This is a genomic window from Nonomuraea endophytica, assembly GCF_014203235.1.
Taxonomy (GTDB): domain Bacteria; phylum Actinomycetota; class Actinomycetes; order Streptosporangiales; family Streptosporangiaceae; genus Nonomuraea; species Nonomuraea endophytica.
In genome coordinates this window covers 148238-163095 of the sequence record NZ_JACHIN010000020.1, presented here as the reverse complement: position 1 = coordinate 163095, position 14858 = coordinate 148238, and the positions used below count along the sequence as shown (strand labels likewise).

The 14858-nt window shown below is 71.8% G+C and carries 11 protein-coding genes and 2 pseudogenes; 3 read left to right on the top strand and 10 right to left on the bottom strand.

Annotated features, from left to right (window positions below; all coding sequences use genetic code 11):
* Positions 1 to 8 precede the first annotated feature (8 nt).
* From HNR40_RS47255 to HNR40_RS55705, 7 genes and pseudogenes are all read right to left on the bottom strand, one after another.
* A complete protein-coding gene (locus HNR40_RS47255; protein ID WP_184973682.1) occupies positions 9 to 1310 on the bottom strand; it encodes an MFS transporter in 1302 nt (433 codons plus the stop codon).
* A complete protein-coding gene (locus HNR40_RS47250; RefSeq protein ID WP_184973680.1) occupies positions 1307 to 5509 on the bottom strand; it encodes a non-ribosomal peptide synthetase in 4203 nt (1400 codons plus the stop codon). The genes HNR40_RS47255 and HNR40_RS47250 overlap by 4 nt, the downstream gene beginning before the upstream one ends.
* A gap of 2 nt (positions 5510 to 5511) precedes the next feature.
* Positions 5512 to 6144, bottom strand: coding sequence for a DUF6875 domain-containing protein (locus tag HNR40_RS47245; RefSeq protein ID WP_184973678.1), 633 nt, complete (start codon positions 6142 to 6144; stop codon positions 5512 to 5514).
* A gap of 208 nt (positions 6145 to 6352) precedes the next feature.
* Positions 6353 to 7720: a condensation domain-containing protein gene (locus HNR40_RS47240; protein ID WP_184973677.1), complete on the bottom strand. Its 1368-nt coding sequence runs from the start codon at positions 7718 to 7720 to the stop codon at positions 6353 to 6355.
* 240 nt (positions 7721 to 7960) lie between these two features.
* Positions 7961 to 9046 (bottom strand): threonine aldolase family protein, encoded by a 1086-nt coding sequence (locus HNR40_RS47235; RefSeq protein WP_184973675.1) that lies wholly within the window; start codon positions 9044 to 9046, stop codon positions 7961 to 7963.
* 119 nt (positions 9047 to 9165) lie between these two features.
* Complete coding sequence (locus HNR40_RS55710) at positions 9166 to 9747, bottom strand: hypothetical protein (RefSeq protein WP_312896795.1); 582 nt, start codon at positions 9745 to 9747, stop codon at positions 9166 to 9168.
* 45 nt (positions 9748 to 9792) lie between these two features.
* Positions 9793 to 10614 (bottom strand): annotated as a pseudogene (locus tag HNR40_RS55705) (glycoside hydrolase family 27 protein); the annotation flags it as partial.
* Positions 10615 to 10861: 247 nt separating this feature from the next.
* On the opposite strand from HNR40_RS55705, the gene gad reads away from it, so the two are divergent.
* Both gad and HNR40_RS56890 read left to right on the top strand, forming a co-directional pair.
* Positions 10862 to 12256, top strand: a complete 1395-nt coding sequence (gene gad / locus HNR40_RS47225; protein WP_184973673.1) for a glutamate decarboxylase — start codon at positions 10862 to 10864, stop codon at positions 12254 to 12256.
* Between the two features lie 29 nt (positions 12257 to 12285).
* Positions 12286 to 12468 carry a glutaminase gene (locus HNR40_RS56890; RefSeq protein WP_312896793.1) on the top strand — a complete coding sequence of 61 codons (183 nt, stop codon included), beginning with the start codon at positions 12286 to 12288 and terminating at the stop codon, positions 12466 to 12468.
* Between the two features lie 24 nt (positions 12469 to 12492).
* Here the strand turns inward: HNR40_RS56890 and HNR40_RS57675 are convergent, their stop codons facing one another.
* Positions 12493 to 12636, bottom strand: a complete 144-nt coding sequence (locus HNR40_RS57675) for a hypothetical protein (RefSeq protein WP_312896792.1) — start codon at positions 12634 to 12636, stop codon at positions 12493 to 12495.
* A gap of 39 nt (positions 12637 to 12675) precedes the next feature.
* Here HNR40_RS57675 and HNR40_RS57670 point away from each other — a divergent pair.
* A pseudogene (locus HNR40_RS57670) lies at positions 12676 to 12741 on the top strand (hypothetical protein); the annotation flags it as partial.
* 350 nt (positions 12742 to 13091) lie between these two features.
* Here the strand turns inward: HNR40_RS57670 and HNR40_RS47210 are convergent.
* Positions 13092 to 14204: a sensor histidine kinase gene (locus HNR40_RS47210; protein WP_184973671.1), complete on the bottom strand. Its 1113-nt coding sequence runs from the start codon at positions 14202 to 14204 to the stop codon at positions 13092 to 13094.
* Complete coding sequence (locus HNR40_RS47205; protein ID WP_184973669.1) at positions 14204 to 14857, bottom strand: response regulator transcription factor; 654 nt, start codon at positions 14855 to 14857, stop codon at positions 14204 to 14206. Before HNR40_RS47205 ends, HNR40_RS47210 begins: the two co-directional genes overlap by 1 nt.
* Position 14858: the final 1 nt, after the last annotated feature.

Below are 14858 nucleotides of genomic sequence, written 5' to 3'. Positions count from 1 at the left end.
CGGCCGTTCTAGGTGACGGTGGCGGGCTCCTCCTCCGGCCGCGCGCCCAGCCCACGCAGCCGGGGTACGGCCAGCGTCACGACGGCCAGCACCACCAGCAGCGCCCCGTCCAGCAGGAAGACCAGGGCGATCCCCCGCCCCTCCCCCGTGCCGATCAGTGCGCCCACACTGCCCGCCAGGGCGCCTCCCGGCATGAGCGCGGGCTCCGCCAGCCTCTCGGTCAGCGGGGCGACCGCGAGGTAGGCGAGGGGCATGGCCGCCTGTGTGAGGGTTCTGGCCGAGGCCAGGACGCGCCCCTGCTCGGCCGCTTCGGTGCTGGACTGGATCACGGTCGTGAAGCAGGCGTTCACGACCGGGATCGTGAACAGGAACAGCGGCGCCACCACCGCGATCAGGAGCACCGAGGGGCTCAGCGCGTGGGCGGCGAGCGCGACGCCGCCGAGCCCCATGAAGATGCCCGCGCCCACGACCTTGCGTCTCGGTCCGCCCCACGCGCCCATCGCGAGGCTGCCCGCGAACAGCCCGGCGCCACCGGCGAAGACCAGCGCGCCCAGCGTCGCCGGTGACGCGAACGCCAGGATGAGCGGCCGGATCAGCATGCCCGCCGACGCGAAGACGAAGGTGAACACCGTGAAGGCGCCGACCAGGCCGAGCAGCCCCCCGGTGCGCAGGCGGGCGAAGCCGTGGACGAGGTCGGCGCGGAAGGAGTTGGGCGGTGCCGTACCTGATGGGCGGAGCAGGCCGGCGGGCAGCCTGGACGACAGCACCACGCACGCCACCAGCACGAAGGAGAGCAGGTCGAGCACGAACACGCCGCGCAGGCCGATGGCCTCCATCAGGGCGCCCGCGACGATCGGCGCCGCCACCTGGAGCGCGAACGTCGTCTGCATGAGGCCGTTGACGCGCCCCAGGTGGCGCTCCGGCACCAGCAGCGGGGTCATGGCCTGGTAGACGGTCACGTGGAAGGTCCCGCAGATCGCGGCGACGGCGGTGGCCGGGTAGACGTGCCAGACCTGCAGATTGCCCGTGTGCGCGAGCACCGCCAGTACGGCTGTCGCCAGCGCGGCGCCCGCGTCGGCCAGGACCAGCACCCGGCGCCGGTCGAACCTGTCGACGATCACCCCGGCGAACGGGCCGATCAGCAGCCCGGGCAGGGTGGCGCAGAGAAGGTTGAGCGCGAACTGGGTCTCCGAGCCCGACTCCTGGTAGACCCAGACGCTCAGCACGAACGCGGTCAGGCTCGAACAGATCACCGACACGAGTTCGGCCGACCAGATCACGGCGAAACGGCGCGCCGTCAGGCCCGTCATCCCGCGCTCCCGGCGCGGCCTCCGACGAGGAAGGCGGCGTAGGCACGGACGAGGTCGCGTGCGTGCGCCGGCGCCGGGATGCCCGCTTCGGCGAGCGTGCTCTCGGTGACCGAGCAGTCGAAGCGGGGCCTTCCCGGGTCTGGCGGGTCGTCGGGCAGCGTCGGCAGCAGCGGCGTGACGGCGAACTCACCGCCCTCGTCCGCGCGTGCTCTGGCGCGTGCGATCCACGTCGGCCAGGGGACCTGTTCGACGGCGCCGCCCGCCTCGGCCAGGGCCGCCGCGATCTCCCCGTAGGTGACCGTCGCGTGGTTGACGTAGTGGAGGTCGGCGCGGACACCGTCGAGCGCCAGGCGCGCGACCGCGGCGGCCACGTGGTCGACGGGGATGAGGTCCTCCTCGTGCTCCAGCTCAGGAACCAGGCCAAGCTGGACGTATCCGACGAGCATCCTGCTGAAGTGGTCGCCGGTGTGCCAGCGTCCCGTGCGGCTGTGGCCGCCGATCCTGGCGGGGCGGTGGATCGAGACGGGCAGACCGCGCTCGCGGGCGGCCACGGCCAGCCGTTCGGCCACCCAGCGGCTGAGGTAGTACGCCCCACCGGGAGGGGCCGGGGCCGTGGACTCGGTCACGGTGCCCGTGCTCCCCAGGAAGACGCCGAGCGTCGACACCAGGTGGACGGGCGTCGCGGTGCCGGTCGTGGCCAGGCGGAGGATCTCCAGGACGCCGCCGACGTTCACCGGGCGCAGGCGGCCGTACGGCCGGACGAAGTCGACGAGCCTGGCGGCGTGGCAGATCAGGTCGCTCTCCTCGGCCAGGGACGCGTAGCGCTCATCGTCGAGGCCGAGCCTCGGCCTGGTCAGGTCGCCGGGCACGGCCTCCACGCGGTGGGCGTCACCCTTGAGGCCGTGGCGGAGCAGCGTCTCGGTCAGCCGCGCGGTGGCGGCCTCGGGAGAGGCGGCCCTGACGAGGCAGCGGACCCTCGCCCGGCTCCTGGCGAGCAGTTCGGCGAGGACGTGGGCGCCGAGATAGCCGGTGGCGCCGGTCAGCAGGATGTGCTCCGGCGGTCCTGTCCGTGCTCCGCGCACCCGGAGATCGCCGGGCAGCGCGGTCTCCGCGTCCAGGTCGACGGACTCGCGTACCGGCTCAGCTCCGGCCACGGCGGCGGCGAGGCCGGCGAGGTCGGGGGCGTCGAACACGGCTCGCACCGGCACGCTGACGCCGAGGGCGCGCTCGGACTCGGCCGCCACGGAGGCGGCGAGCAGGGAGTGGCCTCCGAGATCGAAGAAGCCGTCGTGGCGACCGACCCGTTCCACCCCGAGCACGCGCGCCCAGACGGCGGCGAGCACGATCTCCACCTCGCCCTCCGGCTCGGCGTGCCCGCGCGAGACCGCGTCGTGGCCGGGCGCGGGCAGGGCGTGCTCGTCCACCTTGCCGTGGGTGGTCAGGGGCAGCTTGTCCAGCTCGACGAACGTTCTCGGGATCAGGTAGTCGGGTAGCGAGGTCCGCAGGAAGGCACGCAGTTCCTCGGGCGGGGCCGACGGCCCCGCGGGGACGTGGTAGGCGACGAGGGCGGCGCCTCCCGGCAGGTCGTCCCTGACCACCACGACGCTCGCGCGTACCGAGGGATGGGCGGTGAGCGCGGCCTCGATCTCGCCGGGTTCGATGCGTCGGCCGCGCAGCTTGATCTGGCGGTCGGCGCGGCCGAGGAACTCCAGCGTGCCGTCGGCCCGCTGCCGCACCAGGTCGCCCGTGCGGTACACGCGGGCGCCGGGCGACGATGCCGAGGGGTCGGGGAGGAAGAGGCCGGCGGTGCGGGCGGGCGCGCCGGCGTAGCCTCTGGCCAGGCAGTCGCCGCCGAGGTACAGCTCGCCGCGCCCGCCGGGCGGGACGCGGACGCCGTGGCGGTCGAGCACGTGGACCCGCACGTGCGGCAGCGGACGTCCGATCGGGAGGTACGGCGCCTCGCCGCACTCCGACCCGTCGACCGTCGTGTGGACCGTGGCGCACACGGTCGCCTCGGTCGGGCCGTAGTGATTGTGGAAGGCCAGCCGCCCACCGGTCACCCGCGCCCACTCGCGCAGCGTCTCCACCGGAACCCGCTCGCCGCCCACCATCATCGTGGTCACCGGCCAGGTGTCGGGTACGTGGGTGCCTCTGAGGTCCTCGGTCCACTGCCGCCACTGGGGCGCCGCCGCGTCCACGGCCGTCACGCCGTACGCGGCGCAGAACGAGACGAGCGCGCCGCCGCCGAGCGCGGCCGGATCGGGGTGGAGCACGAGCGCCGCGCCCCCGGTCAGCGCGGGGAACAGGTCGCCGACGGAGGCGTCGAACGTCAGCGGCGGCAGCATCAGCACCCGCTGCCCGGCGGTGAAGCAGCCATGGGCGTGCCTGAACTCCGCCGACAGCCGCGCCAGCGTGCCGTGCGTGACGGCGACCCCCTTCGGACGGCCCGTGGAGCCGGAGGTGAAGACGGTGTAGGCGAGCCGCTGGGGCGGGCACGTCGTGCCGGGAGGCGAGGCGGCCTCGCCGCCGTCGAGCGCGAGGCTCTCCCACCCGGGTACGGCGCCGCCCACCACCAGCCGCGCCCCCGTGTCAGCCAGCATCGCGGCGAGCCTGGCCGGCGGCTGGGCCGGGTCGAGCGGCACGTAGGCGCCGCCCGCCTTGAGCACCCCCAAGATGGCCACCACCGCGTCGGCGCCCGCGGGGAGGGCGACGCCCACCGACGTCTCGGCGCCGACTCCGCGCTCACGGAGCCGCCAGGCCAGCCGGTTCGCCCGCCGGTCCACCGTGGCGTAGTCGAGCGTGCCGTCCGTGGTCACCACGGCGGGGGCGGCGGGATCGGCGGCGGCCATCGCGGCGACCAGTTCGTGCGCGGGCCGGTAGTCGAAGGGCGGCACGTCCGCGTCCGCCCGCGCGACGCTGGGCAGCGGGATGTCCCTGACCTTGGTCTCCCTCGCGGTCGTCACGACCGTCAGCGCGGCCGCCAGGTCGTCGGCCAGCCGTACGGCGGTGGCCTCGTCGAACAGGTCGGCCGCGTAGTCCAGCGCCAGCCTGCCCTCGCTCTCCCCCACGGTGGCCACCACGGTCAGGTCGAACCTCGCGACCGCCGGCACCAGCTCCCAGCTCGTCACCGTCAGGCCGGGCGGTCCCTCCGGCACCCCGGCGGGCGGCGTGTCCACCACGAGCATCACCTGGAACACCGGATGGTGCCGCGCGTCCCGTACCTCGCGCACCAGCTCGACCACCTCGTCGAACGGCACCGCCCGGTGCCCGAGCCCGCGCAGCACCTTCCGTCTGACCCTGACGAGCGCCTCGGCGAGCGTCGGGTTCCCGCGCAGGTCGGCGCGGAAGGCGAGGGTGTTGACGAACATCCCCACCGCGCGCTCCCGCTCGCCCCACTCGCTGACCGGCGCCCCGATCACCACCTCCTCCTCGGCGGCGTACCTCGACAGCACGACTGCCAACGCCGTCAGGACGACGATGAAGACGCTGGTCCGGGACTCGCGCGCGGCCGTACGCACGCCGTCGAGCAGCGCGGCCGGCAGCTCGACGTTGTGCCGGCGCCCCCGCGAGCTCGTCCGCGCGCGCCTCGGCCGGTCGAGGGGCAGGTCGAGGAGGGCCGGCGCCCCCTCCAGCTCACCCCGCCAGTACTCACGCGCCTCGTCGAGGTCGACCGCCTCAGCGGCGGGCGGCACGGGCGGAGGTGGAAGCCCAAGGCCCTGGTAGAGCTGGAAGAACTCCTGCCGGATCACCTCAAGCGAGGGCCCGTCGCACACCGAGTGGTGGACGACGAACACCAGCGCGTGCTCCTCCGCACCCAGCCGCATGAGCAGCGCCCGCGCCAGCGGCGCGGTCTCCAGCTCGAACGGCCTGGCCAGGAAGCCCTCGGCGACCGCGAGAGCGTCGGCCTCGGCGACGTCGGCCACCTCCAGGGGTACGGCCAGCCCTTCGCGCGCCACCTGGAAGGGCCGTCCCGACGCGTCGGCGACGATCGCCGAGCGCAGCGCCTCGTGCCTGGCCATCAGCCGGCCGAGGGCTCCGCGCAGTGCGGCGGCGTCAAGGGGCCCGCTGATCCGTAGCGCGATCCAGACCACGTAGACCGCGCCGTCGAGCCCCGCGCGCTGCAGCGACCAGAGCCGCTCCTGCGCGGGGCTGAGTGGGCGTCCGGCCGATGGCTCACCGGGCGGTGCCGGCTGTCGCATGGTCACCCCTCCGCGAGGACGCCGCGCAGCCTCGCGGGCACGTGGTGGCCGTGCAGCTCGCGGTAGGCGGCCAGATGTCCGGGGTCGCCCACGAGGAACGGCAGGTCGGTCGGCACCATGTGGCGGATCACCAGCATCGGCACGGGGCCGGCGAGCGGGCGTAACTCCGGGTTCCACAGGCCGCCCTTGTCCGGCGGGCCCGGGTGGAACTCACCGATCATCAGATCGTGGGACACATAGTGATCCTTGAGGCGGCTCTGCGCCGCGTCAATAAGCGCCAGGTGATCACGTACTCCCGGGAAGAGCACGAGAACGGCGGTGTGCAGCGACTCGGGGCACCGCCCGGGCGCCAGTTGGGCGAACCAGGAGCGGTAGGGCTCCATGGCCGCGACGATCTCCGCCACCGTGGTGGGGGTGCCCAGCCGGACGGTGAGGTAGAAGCGGCGCCTGTCGATGGAGCCCTGGGCGTACGGGCAGACGGGGCCTCGTCTGCCGAGGTCCTGGAGGGGCTCGCAGAGGTACTCGCGGGCCCAGGTGGCGACCGCGCGCAGGTCGTCGCGGTGTTCCTCGGGGAAGTGGTCGGTGTCGGCGACGTCCGTCAGCCACAGGTCCGGCTCGGTCGGGTGGTGGATCACGGTGCGGTGGTCCTTTCCCGCAGGCTCAGGGTCCGCTGGTCATCGAGGTCAGGTGGGCGGTCAGCGAGCCGACTCCCAGGGCGAGGAAGCTGGTGCCGGCGGCCGGGCTCTCGTCAGCACGAGAATGAATCAAGTCGACACGACTACGCAAGAAGTCGACAAGCAGCTTTCAATCTGTCGAGATGATAGTGAAATTATCTGACAGTTTTCAACTATTCATCAACTGCGGAAGCCTCTCGGCCGCCCCCGACGCCCCCCACACCATCAGCCGCTCGATGTGCCGCAGCATCCCCTCGGCGTGCGGGCCCCATCCGGTGTCCTCGCGCCAGGACAGCGTCAGCAGCGCGCCCGCCGCGCCGTGCTGGACCGTCAGGAGGTACTCCGAGCCGTCCATGTGCGCCTCCCCGAAGGTCACGCGCCCGTGGCTCGCCGGATCCTGGAACCGGATCCCCTCGGCGTCCAGCGACCGGGAGTTGGCCAGGGGGCCGACGACCGAGTCGTCGATGAAGTTGAACCTCGCGAAGGCCACGCCGGTCCTGTGATGGGGCCCGAGGTGGTGGGCGCAGAGCCGTTCGGACACGTGCGGGTCGAGGTTGGCGAAGCGGTGGCCGTCGAACTGCCTCGCGGCCGTCGCGGCGACCGCCTTGCCGTACGGCGCCGCGTCCACGGAGGGCACGGCCACCGGCGTGTGCATGATCGTCTTGCGCACCGAGGCCATCGCCCCCGCGGAGGGCCTGTTCAGCACGAAGGCGAACACCCCCGCCGCGGGCGACCGCTCCACCTCGCAGATCGTGGCGCCGAAGGCGTGGAGGTAGGCGGCGGAGACGGAGCCGCCCGCCGTACGGGCCAGGTCGGTGGCGGCGGCGGCCAGCCGTCCCGACGCCAGCCTGCACGAGTGGTACGGCCGCGCCGACAGCGCCACCGCGCCCCTGTCCCGGGGCCCGTGGTCGCCCAGCGACTCCCGCAGCCCGGTCAGGGTGCGCGCCCAGCGCTCCTCGGCTCGCACCCGATACCGCTCACCGGCGACCGAACCCTCCCACCTCGCCGCGTCGAGCGGCTGCTCCGCCTCGCTCCGCCACATCGGCTCACGCCCTCGGGCCCGCGCCCTGATCGCCGTGGCGAGGTCGCCGCAGAGCACGCGCATGCCCCACGCGTCGACCGCGGAGTGGTCGAGGACGATCCCGACCTCGCGCACCCTCTCCCCCGCGACATGGAGGACGAACAGGACCGGCCACCGCGTCCCGAGATCGAAGGCGGTCCTCACCGCGGCCGCCGTCACCGGGCCACCGGGCTCCTCGTCCGTGACGACGACCGCCTCGGCCAGGCGCGCCCCGTCGACGGGCAGGACGTGCTGCCTCAGCGCACCGCCCTCGCGGGTCACCAGGGTCCGCAGCCCCTCGTGGCGCAGGAGCAGGTCGCGGACCGCGGCGACCACGTGCGCGCGGCCGGCGCCGAAGCCGGGGATCCGGGGGTTCTGGTTGGCCTCGAAGGCGGCGGGGGCGCCGAGGGGCACCCAGAAGAACCAGTCGCGCTGGGCCCAGGTGAGGTCACCGCTGCGTACGGCCTGTGTGTCCATGTCATCTCACGCTCTCTGGCTGAGGGGTGGGCACGCGCGTGCGCAAAATGTACCGCGAATCCTGAAAAAATCCGACAACAGAATTCATCGGTTGATGCGACAAATCGGCATTGGACGGTTGTCAACGCTTCTCATTAAGACGTGAACAAGCAGGCACAGCAAGAAGCCACCGTGGCGCCGGTGCTACTCGCCTTCTCCGGCGGCTCAGCCTCTTCGCCGACGGGCCTTCCCGCCCGGCGATCAGGCAGGCGAACTCCGGGCGCGGTCGAGCAGTTCGTGGATCAGGGTGACCACTTCCGCGGGGGTGAAGTCCATGGAGTTGTCGCCGACGCTGATCTCGAAGCTGCAGCGGCCGGGATCAGGCGCGGAGCGGACCCGGCCCCACAACTGGATGCCCTGCTCGGCGAGAAGGTGTTCGCCGGCTCGTTCGACGGCGCGCCGACCGGCCGGCAGATGGACGTGGAACAGCGGCGTCTGCGGCGGGTCGGGATGGGCCCGGGCGGCGCCGTCGGCGTTGATCGCGGCGGCGATGGCGACGGCGTGCTCCCGGTAGTCGGGCATGCGCGTGGCCAGGGTGTCGAAGCCGACCATGGCGGCCAGGGCCAGCGGCCAGGCGTCCCGGATGCCGCCCCCGAGCCGCTGGCGCCACACGCGGGCGGCGTCGATCGTGGCGGCGTCGGAGGCGAGCACCGCACCGCGCACGCCCTGCAGGCTCTTGTAGAGGGAGACGTAGACGGTGTCGAAGATCGCGGCGATCTCGTCGAACGGCCGCCGGTAATAGGTCTGCGCCTCCCACAACCGGGCGCCGTCCAGGTGCGCGGCGGCGCCGGTGGCACGTACGAGTTCGACCTGCGCGCACAGCTCCTCCCACTCGGGCAGCAGGCCGCCGAGATCGCGCTGCGGCAGCTCCCAGACGACCGCGGCGAGCGGCTCGCCGATCGCCGCCAGGTCGCCGACGGTGATCAGCTCGTGCGGGTCCCCGGCACGGCGCATCCGCAGTCCGTGCACGGCGTTGTAGCCCTGCTCCTCCCACACCTCCAGATGCGACTGGGGATGTGCGGCGAAAGTACGGCGCCCGCGATCGTCGGCATGCAGGCGCAGCGCCACCTGCTGCGCCATCGTCCCGCTGGGGAAGAACAGCGCACTCTCCTTGCCGAGCAACTCGGCCAACCGGCGTTCCAGCACCGCGACCGGGCCGCCGGGGCCGTCCGCCGGCGTGCCGTCGTCCACCAGGGCCAGCATCTGCTCCAGCATCACCCGTGGTGTGCGGCGGATCGGGGCGTGCAGGAACAGCGACCTGCGTACGGGCGGGTTGGCGTCGCGCATAAGGCAGCTCCTTCGTAGTTGCGACTCATGTGCAACAGTATGGTCGGAGCTCGCAGCCGCGCTCGGTGCCCGCGGGGCGGCCGGGGTCGCCCCGCGGAGCTGGATTCACCGGGTGCGGCTCACAGATCGATGCGGTCGATGTCGGGGGCGTAGGCGGAGCCGCCGATCGTGATGGAGTTGGTGGCGTTGGGCAGCGTGAGCGTCACGTCCTTGACGCCGACGCTGTTCCACGATCCGGTCGAGGCGAAGTCCACCCGGATCGGCGCTCCCCCGTTGACCGAGATGTCCGCTGGCCGAGGGTCGCCGCTGACGTAGGTGAAGCGCACGGTACGGCTGCCGCCACCCGGCACGCCGCCGATCGTGACGGACCCGCCGTTCCCCAGGTAGCCGGCCTTCTTCCCGCCCGAGCAGGCCGGGCAGCCGGAGACGCGGGCCGGGCCCGCCAAGGCGCCGGCCTCGGCCTCGAAACCGGTGCCGCTCCCCACGGCGGAGATCTTGATCAGCCTGGAGCCGTGCGCGGGCACGGCCGCGGCCGTCCATCTGCCGGCGAAGGCGCCCAGGTCGGTGCGGGCGGCCACATCGCGTACGGCAGGCCGTCCGGAGATACCCAGGTCGGCGAAGTCGACGGTGACGTCGGCCGGCGAGGAACCCAGGTTGTAGACGGCGACATACGTGCTGTCGCCGACCACCTTCTTCCACACCTGCCCGTTGACCTGGATCGGCAGCACCGACGCCTGGTCGACCGCGATCACCTCGGGGTTGGACAGGATGGAGATCGCCTTGTCGTCCATGAAGTACACGTCGCCACCCACGTACAGCGGCGAGGAGGCCATCGACCAGAAGGTCATGACGGTCTGCCGTTCCACGTCGTTCAGGCCGTCCTGCAGGCCGCTGCCGGTGTTGTTGTTGATCGGCATCGCGTCCAGGTCGGGGAAGTACCCGGGCGGGTCGAGCTTGCTCAGCCAGTTCGGCAGGTCGGAGAAGCGGTCGTCGACCGAATTGGCCCACGTGGCCGTGGTGTCGCAGTAGCACTCGATGTCGGTGTCGATCCGTACGCCGTTGGCCCACGGCCGCAGCCCGTCGCCGGCGGCCAGTTCCACCGGCCACGCGCTGGCCGACAGCCACATCTGGCGACCGGTCCTGTCGATCGCCTGCGACCAGGCCTTGATGTCGGGGACGTTCGCGGCCTCGACGCCGTCGATCTTGACGAAGTCGATGCCCCAGGAGGCGTATCGGGCGGCGATCGAGTCGATGTAGGCCTGGGCGCACGGCTTGGCGTAGTCGATCTTCCAGTTGCCGCCCCACTTGTTGGTCGGCGTGAGCGGCTGGACGGCGATGTCACGGGTGGTGCAGGAGGTGCCGATGATCGGGGCCGCCTTGTCGTAGGCCTCCTTCTCCAGGCCGGCCGCGCCGTACAAACCGATCTTCAGGCCTTTGCCGTGGACGTAGGAGACCAGGGGGCCGATGCCGCTCGGGAAACGGCCGCTGTCGAGGTTGGGGATGCCGTTGGCGTCGGAGTGGAAGGTCCAGTCGAGGGTGGCGTTCCAGCCGGCGTCGATGTTGAGGTAGGTGTAGCCGCCCCCGGCCGTTCGAGCAGTGGGCGCGTGGCGCGGCCGCCGTGGCCATCCAGAGTCTGTTCACCGTCCGCTGACCTCCGAGCATCTGGCAGCCGCACGACAACGCCTCCGTGCACGCCTGGGTGATAGACGGGCTGGAGCCCTTTTGGTGGGCTTATTGGCCGGTTGTGCCGCTGTGTTGATGCTTTGTCGGGGATGTCTCCCATGATCAAAATGTTCTGCCGGATGGGGGATGGTCATGGCGCTGCACAAGGCCAGGGCTCACAAGCAGGCCGAGGACGCCACGGACCTCTTCGCGGGCCCGGTGGGCACGAGTGTCGCCGCGAAGAACCGCATGCCGGAGCAGGCGTCGCGGCCTGAGGCCGTCTACCAGTTGCTCCACAACGAGTTGCTGCTGGACGGCAATGCCTCGCAGAACCTGGCGACGTTCTGTACCACCTGGTCCGACGAGCAGGTGCACCGGTTGATGAACGAGTGCCTCGACAAGAACATGATCGACAAGGATGAGTACCCGCAGACCGCCGAGATCGAGTCGCGGTGCGTGAACATCCTGGCCGACCTGTGGAACGCCCCGGCGGGAGTGGCGCCGATGGGCTGCTCCACGACCGGCTCCAGTGAGGCGGCGATGCTCGGCGGGCTGGCGCTGAAGTGGCGCTGGCGGCAAAGACGCCTGGCCGAGGGCAAGCCGGCCGACAAGCCGAACATCGTGGCAGGCCCGGTGCAGATCTGCTGGGACAAGTTCGCCCGCTATTTCGACGTCGAGATCCGCCAGGTGCCGCTGGAGAAGGGCGCGACCGGGCTCCGGCCGCACCAGCTCTCCGAGTACGTCGATGAGAACACGATCGGTGTCGTGGCGATCCTCGGGGTCACCTACACCTGCGATTTCGAACCGGTGGCCGAGCTGTCGGCCGAGCTGGACCGGATCCAGGCCGAGACCGGGCTGGACATTCCGATCCACGTGGACGCGGCCAGCGGCGGGTTCATCGCCCCGTTCCTGTATCCCGAGCTGGTGTGGGACTTCCGGGTCGAGCGGGTGGCCTCCATCAACGCCTCCGGCCACAAGTACGGCATGGCCCCCCTCGGAGTGGGCTGGGTGGTGTGGCGCGAGCCGGAACTGCTGCCGGAAGAACTGATCTTCCGGGTCAGCTACCTGGGCGGCGACATGCCGACCTTCGCGCTGAACTTCTCCCGCCCCGGCGGCGAGATCGTCGCGCAGTACTACCTGTTCCAGCGCCTGGGCAAGGAGGGCTACCGCGAGGTGTACGAGGCCTGCGCCGCCACCGCCGGGTTCCTGGGCGAGCAGGTCGCCGCCATGGGGCCGTTCGAGCTGCTCTACGACGGGCAGGGCGCGCTGCCTGCCATCTCCTACAAGCTGAAGGACCCCGCGGACGCGGGGTTCTCCCTGTACGACCTGACCGACCTGCTGCGCATGCGCGGCTGGCAGGTGCCGTCCTACCCGCTGCCCGCCGACCAGGAGGACACCGTCATCCAGCGCATCCTCATCCGGCACGGCATCGGGATGGACGAGGCGGCACTACTGGCCGAGGACCTGCGCCGCGCCCTGCACCGGCTGACCGCGGGCAAGCCCGCCGAGCTGCCGGCGGATGTGTCACGGATCGGGTTCCACCACTGACGGACTACGACAGGCTTGTCGGGCAGGCGGTGACCGCGGCCACACCGCACATCGGCGAGGGCAAAGTCGCCGACTACGGGATCCTGGCCATCGTGCCGGGACAGTGCAGTGTCGCGGCCTGGGGGCCGGGCCTGGACACGCACGGGAACTCGGTCTCGGCCACGATCGCGCTGGAGACCTTCGCCAGGACGAGCGGGCTGTCGCTCTTCTGATCACTGTCCTGGCAGGGAAATCCGTCATGAACGACACCCGAAGCGGGGGCAGAGCGCCAGGTACATGGCGGTCTCCACCCTGGGGCGGGTGACCGCCGCCTCCATCGTCACCTCGCGGCGCGGGCCGGCGATGATGGCCAAGGAAGAGCTGACGATGTTCGCCCACATCGGCTTTCCACCTTCCTGTTCCTGATCCCGGTCGGGCTCGTGGCCGCCGAGCTCGGCGGCGCGTTCGGCAAGCGGGAGGGCGGCGTGTATGTGTGGGTCGGCGAGGCGTTCGGCAAACGCACCGGCTTCGTGGCGTTCTGGCTGTGCACCGCCGTGGCGCTGGTCAGCAACCACTTCGCCACCAAGGTCGCCAAATACGGCTTCATGGCCGGCACCGTCGTGCCCGGCCTCATCCTGATCACCCTGTTCGTGGCCTGGATCGCCACCGGCGCCGGGTGGAACGAGGCGACCAACCAGGCCGTGGCCACCGTCACCGACGACCACCCGCACCCGCGCTGGTTCCCCTCCATCACCGGCCTGGCCGCTTCGGTCACGACCCGTCCTCTCCTAGCTGTGACGGCTTGTGGGAGAGCACGGGCCCTCACCCCCTGCTGCCGGCACCGAGGAACAAGAATTCAGGCGAACCTGACCAGGATGGCCAGCCCGCCCTCGCGCCGCGGTGTCACCGTCACCCGAGCGTCGTGCGCGTTGGCGATCGCCCGCACGATCGACAACCCCAGCCCCAGCCCGTGCCCCGTCCGAGCCCGCCCGAGCCGCTGAAACGGCTGAAAGAGCCGCTCGACCTCGGCCTCGGGCACCACCGGCCCCGTGTTGGTCACGCTGAGCACGCCTGAGCCGCACGAGATCTCGACCCACCCGCCGGCGACGTTGTAGCGGATCGCGTTGTCGACGAGGTTCACGACGAGCCGTTCGGTCAGCGCGCGGTGCCCGGAGACCGGGCACGGCGCGATCGAGGCGCGCAGCGCGATGTCCGGATGGCGGCGGACCTCGACGACGCCGGTGACCACTTCGCCGAGGTCGAAGGGGTCGCGGACGTCGATGCCGGTGTTGCCGCGAGCCAGGGTGAGCATGGCCTCGATCAGCCGTTCCTGCTGGACGCCGGCGGCGAGGATCCGCTCGTGCGCGGCGCGCAGCGACGACGCCGTCGCGTCCGGGTCGTCGAGCGCCACCTGGCCGATCGTGCGCTGGCGGGCGAGCGGGGTGCGCAGCTCGTGCGAGGCGTTGGCCACGAACTGGCGTTGTGCCTGGAACGACGTGTCGAGCCGGTCGAGCAGGTCGTCGAACGTGTTGCCGAGCTCCGTCAGCTCGTCGTCCGGGCCGGCCATCGCGAGGCGCTGGTGCAGGTTGGTCGCCGAGATCTTCCGTACGGCCGTGGTGATCGTGCTCAGCCTGCGCAGGACGCGGCCGGCGACCCACCAGCCGAGCACGAGCGCGAGCACCACCATCATGGCCAGGGCGATCCCGGACTGGATCACGAGCTGGTCCAGCACTTCCTGCCGCTGGGCCGCCAGTGCCTCCTCGAGGCTGGGCGGAGGAGGCGAGCCTGCCGGCGGGGCCAGGGGGTGCCGGAACACGCGTACCCTGCCTGACGACATCACGGCATGCCGTACCAGGAAGTAGGTGGCCGTCAGCAGGCCGGCGCCGCAGAGGAGGAACAGCCCGCCGTACAGCAGCGTCAGTCGCAGTCGCACGGTACGGCGCGGCAGATACCGGATGAACGCCCGCATCAGATCCGATAGCCGCTCTTGGCGACGGTCTCGATGACCGGCGGGTCGCCGAGCTTGGCGCGCAGTCGGCTGATCGTGATCTTCACGGCGTTGGTGAACGGGTCGGTCGCCTCGTCCCACACGCGTTCCAGGAGTTCCTCGGCCGACACCGCCCGGCCTTGCGCGGCGAGCAGGAGCTCCAGCACGCCGAACTCCTTCGGCGCCAGCTCCAGCGGCCGGTCGCCGCGGATGGCCAGGCGCCGAGCCGTGTCGACCACCAGATCGTCGTGGCGCATCACCGGCGGCGCGGCGGGGTGGGCCCGCCGCGCCAGCGCGCCGACCCGTGCCACGAGCACGCGGAAGTCGAACGGCTTGGGCAGGTAGTCGTCCGCGCCGAAGCCGAGCCCGTCGACCAGGTCCTCGGTGCTGGCCGCCGCGGTCAGCATCAGGATCCGGCTGCGGCACCCGGCCGCGATCAGCTCCGCGCACACGTCGTCGCCGTGCGTGCCGGGCAGATCGCGGTCCAGCACGATCACGTCGTAGCTGATGTGCAGCGCGCGTTCGAGGCCGCCGGTCCCGTCCAGCGCCACGTCGACGGCCATCCGCGCCCGCCGCAGCCCGGTGGCCACGGTGTGGGCCATTTCCTCGTCGTCCTCGACGACCAGCACTCGCACA

Coding starts and splice junctions, on each gene's coding strand:
- HNR40_RS47255 (WP_184973682.1), bottom strand. CDS start 1,310: ATGACGGGCCTGACGGCGCGCCGTTTCGCCGTGATCTGGTCGGCCGAA.
- HNR40_RS47250 (WP_184973680.1), bottom strand. CDS start 5,509: ATGCGACAGCCGGCACCGCCCGGTGAGCCATCGGCCGGACGCCCACTC.
- HNR40_RS47240 (WP_184973677.1), bottom strand. CDS start 7,720: ATGGACACACAGGCCGTACGCAGCGGTGACCTCACCTGGGCCCAGCGC.
- HNR40_RS47235 (WP_184973675.1), bottom strand. CDS start 9,046: ATGCGCGACGCCAACCCGCCCGTACGCAGGTCGCTGTTCCTGCACGCC.
- gad (WP_184973673.1), top strand. CDS start 10,862: ATGGCGCTGCACAAGGCCAGGGCTCACAAGCAGGCCGAGGACGCCACG.
- HNR40_RS57675 (WP_312896792.1), bottom strand. CDS start 12,636: ATGTGGGCGAACATCGTCAGCTCTTCCTTGGCCATCATCGCCGGCCCG.
- HNR40_RS47210 (WP_184973671.1), bottom strand. CDS start 14,204: ATGCGGGCGTTCATCCGGTATCTGCCGCGCCGTACCGTGCGACTGCGA.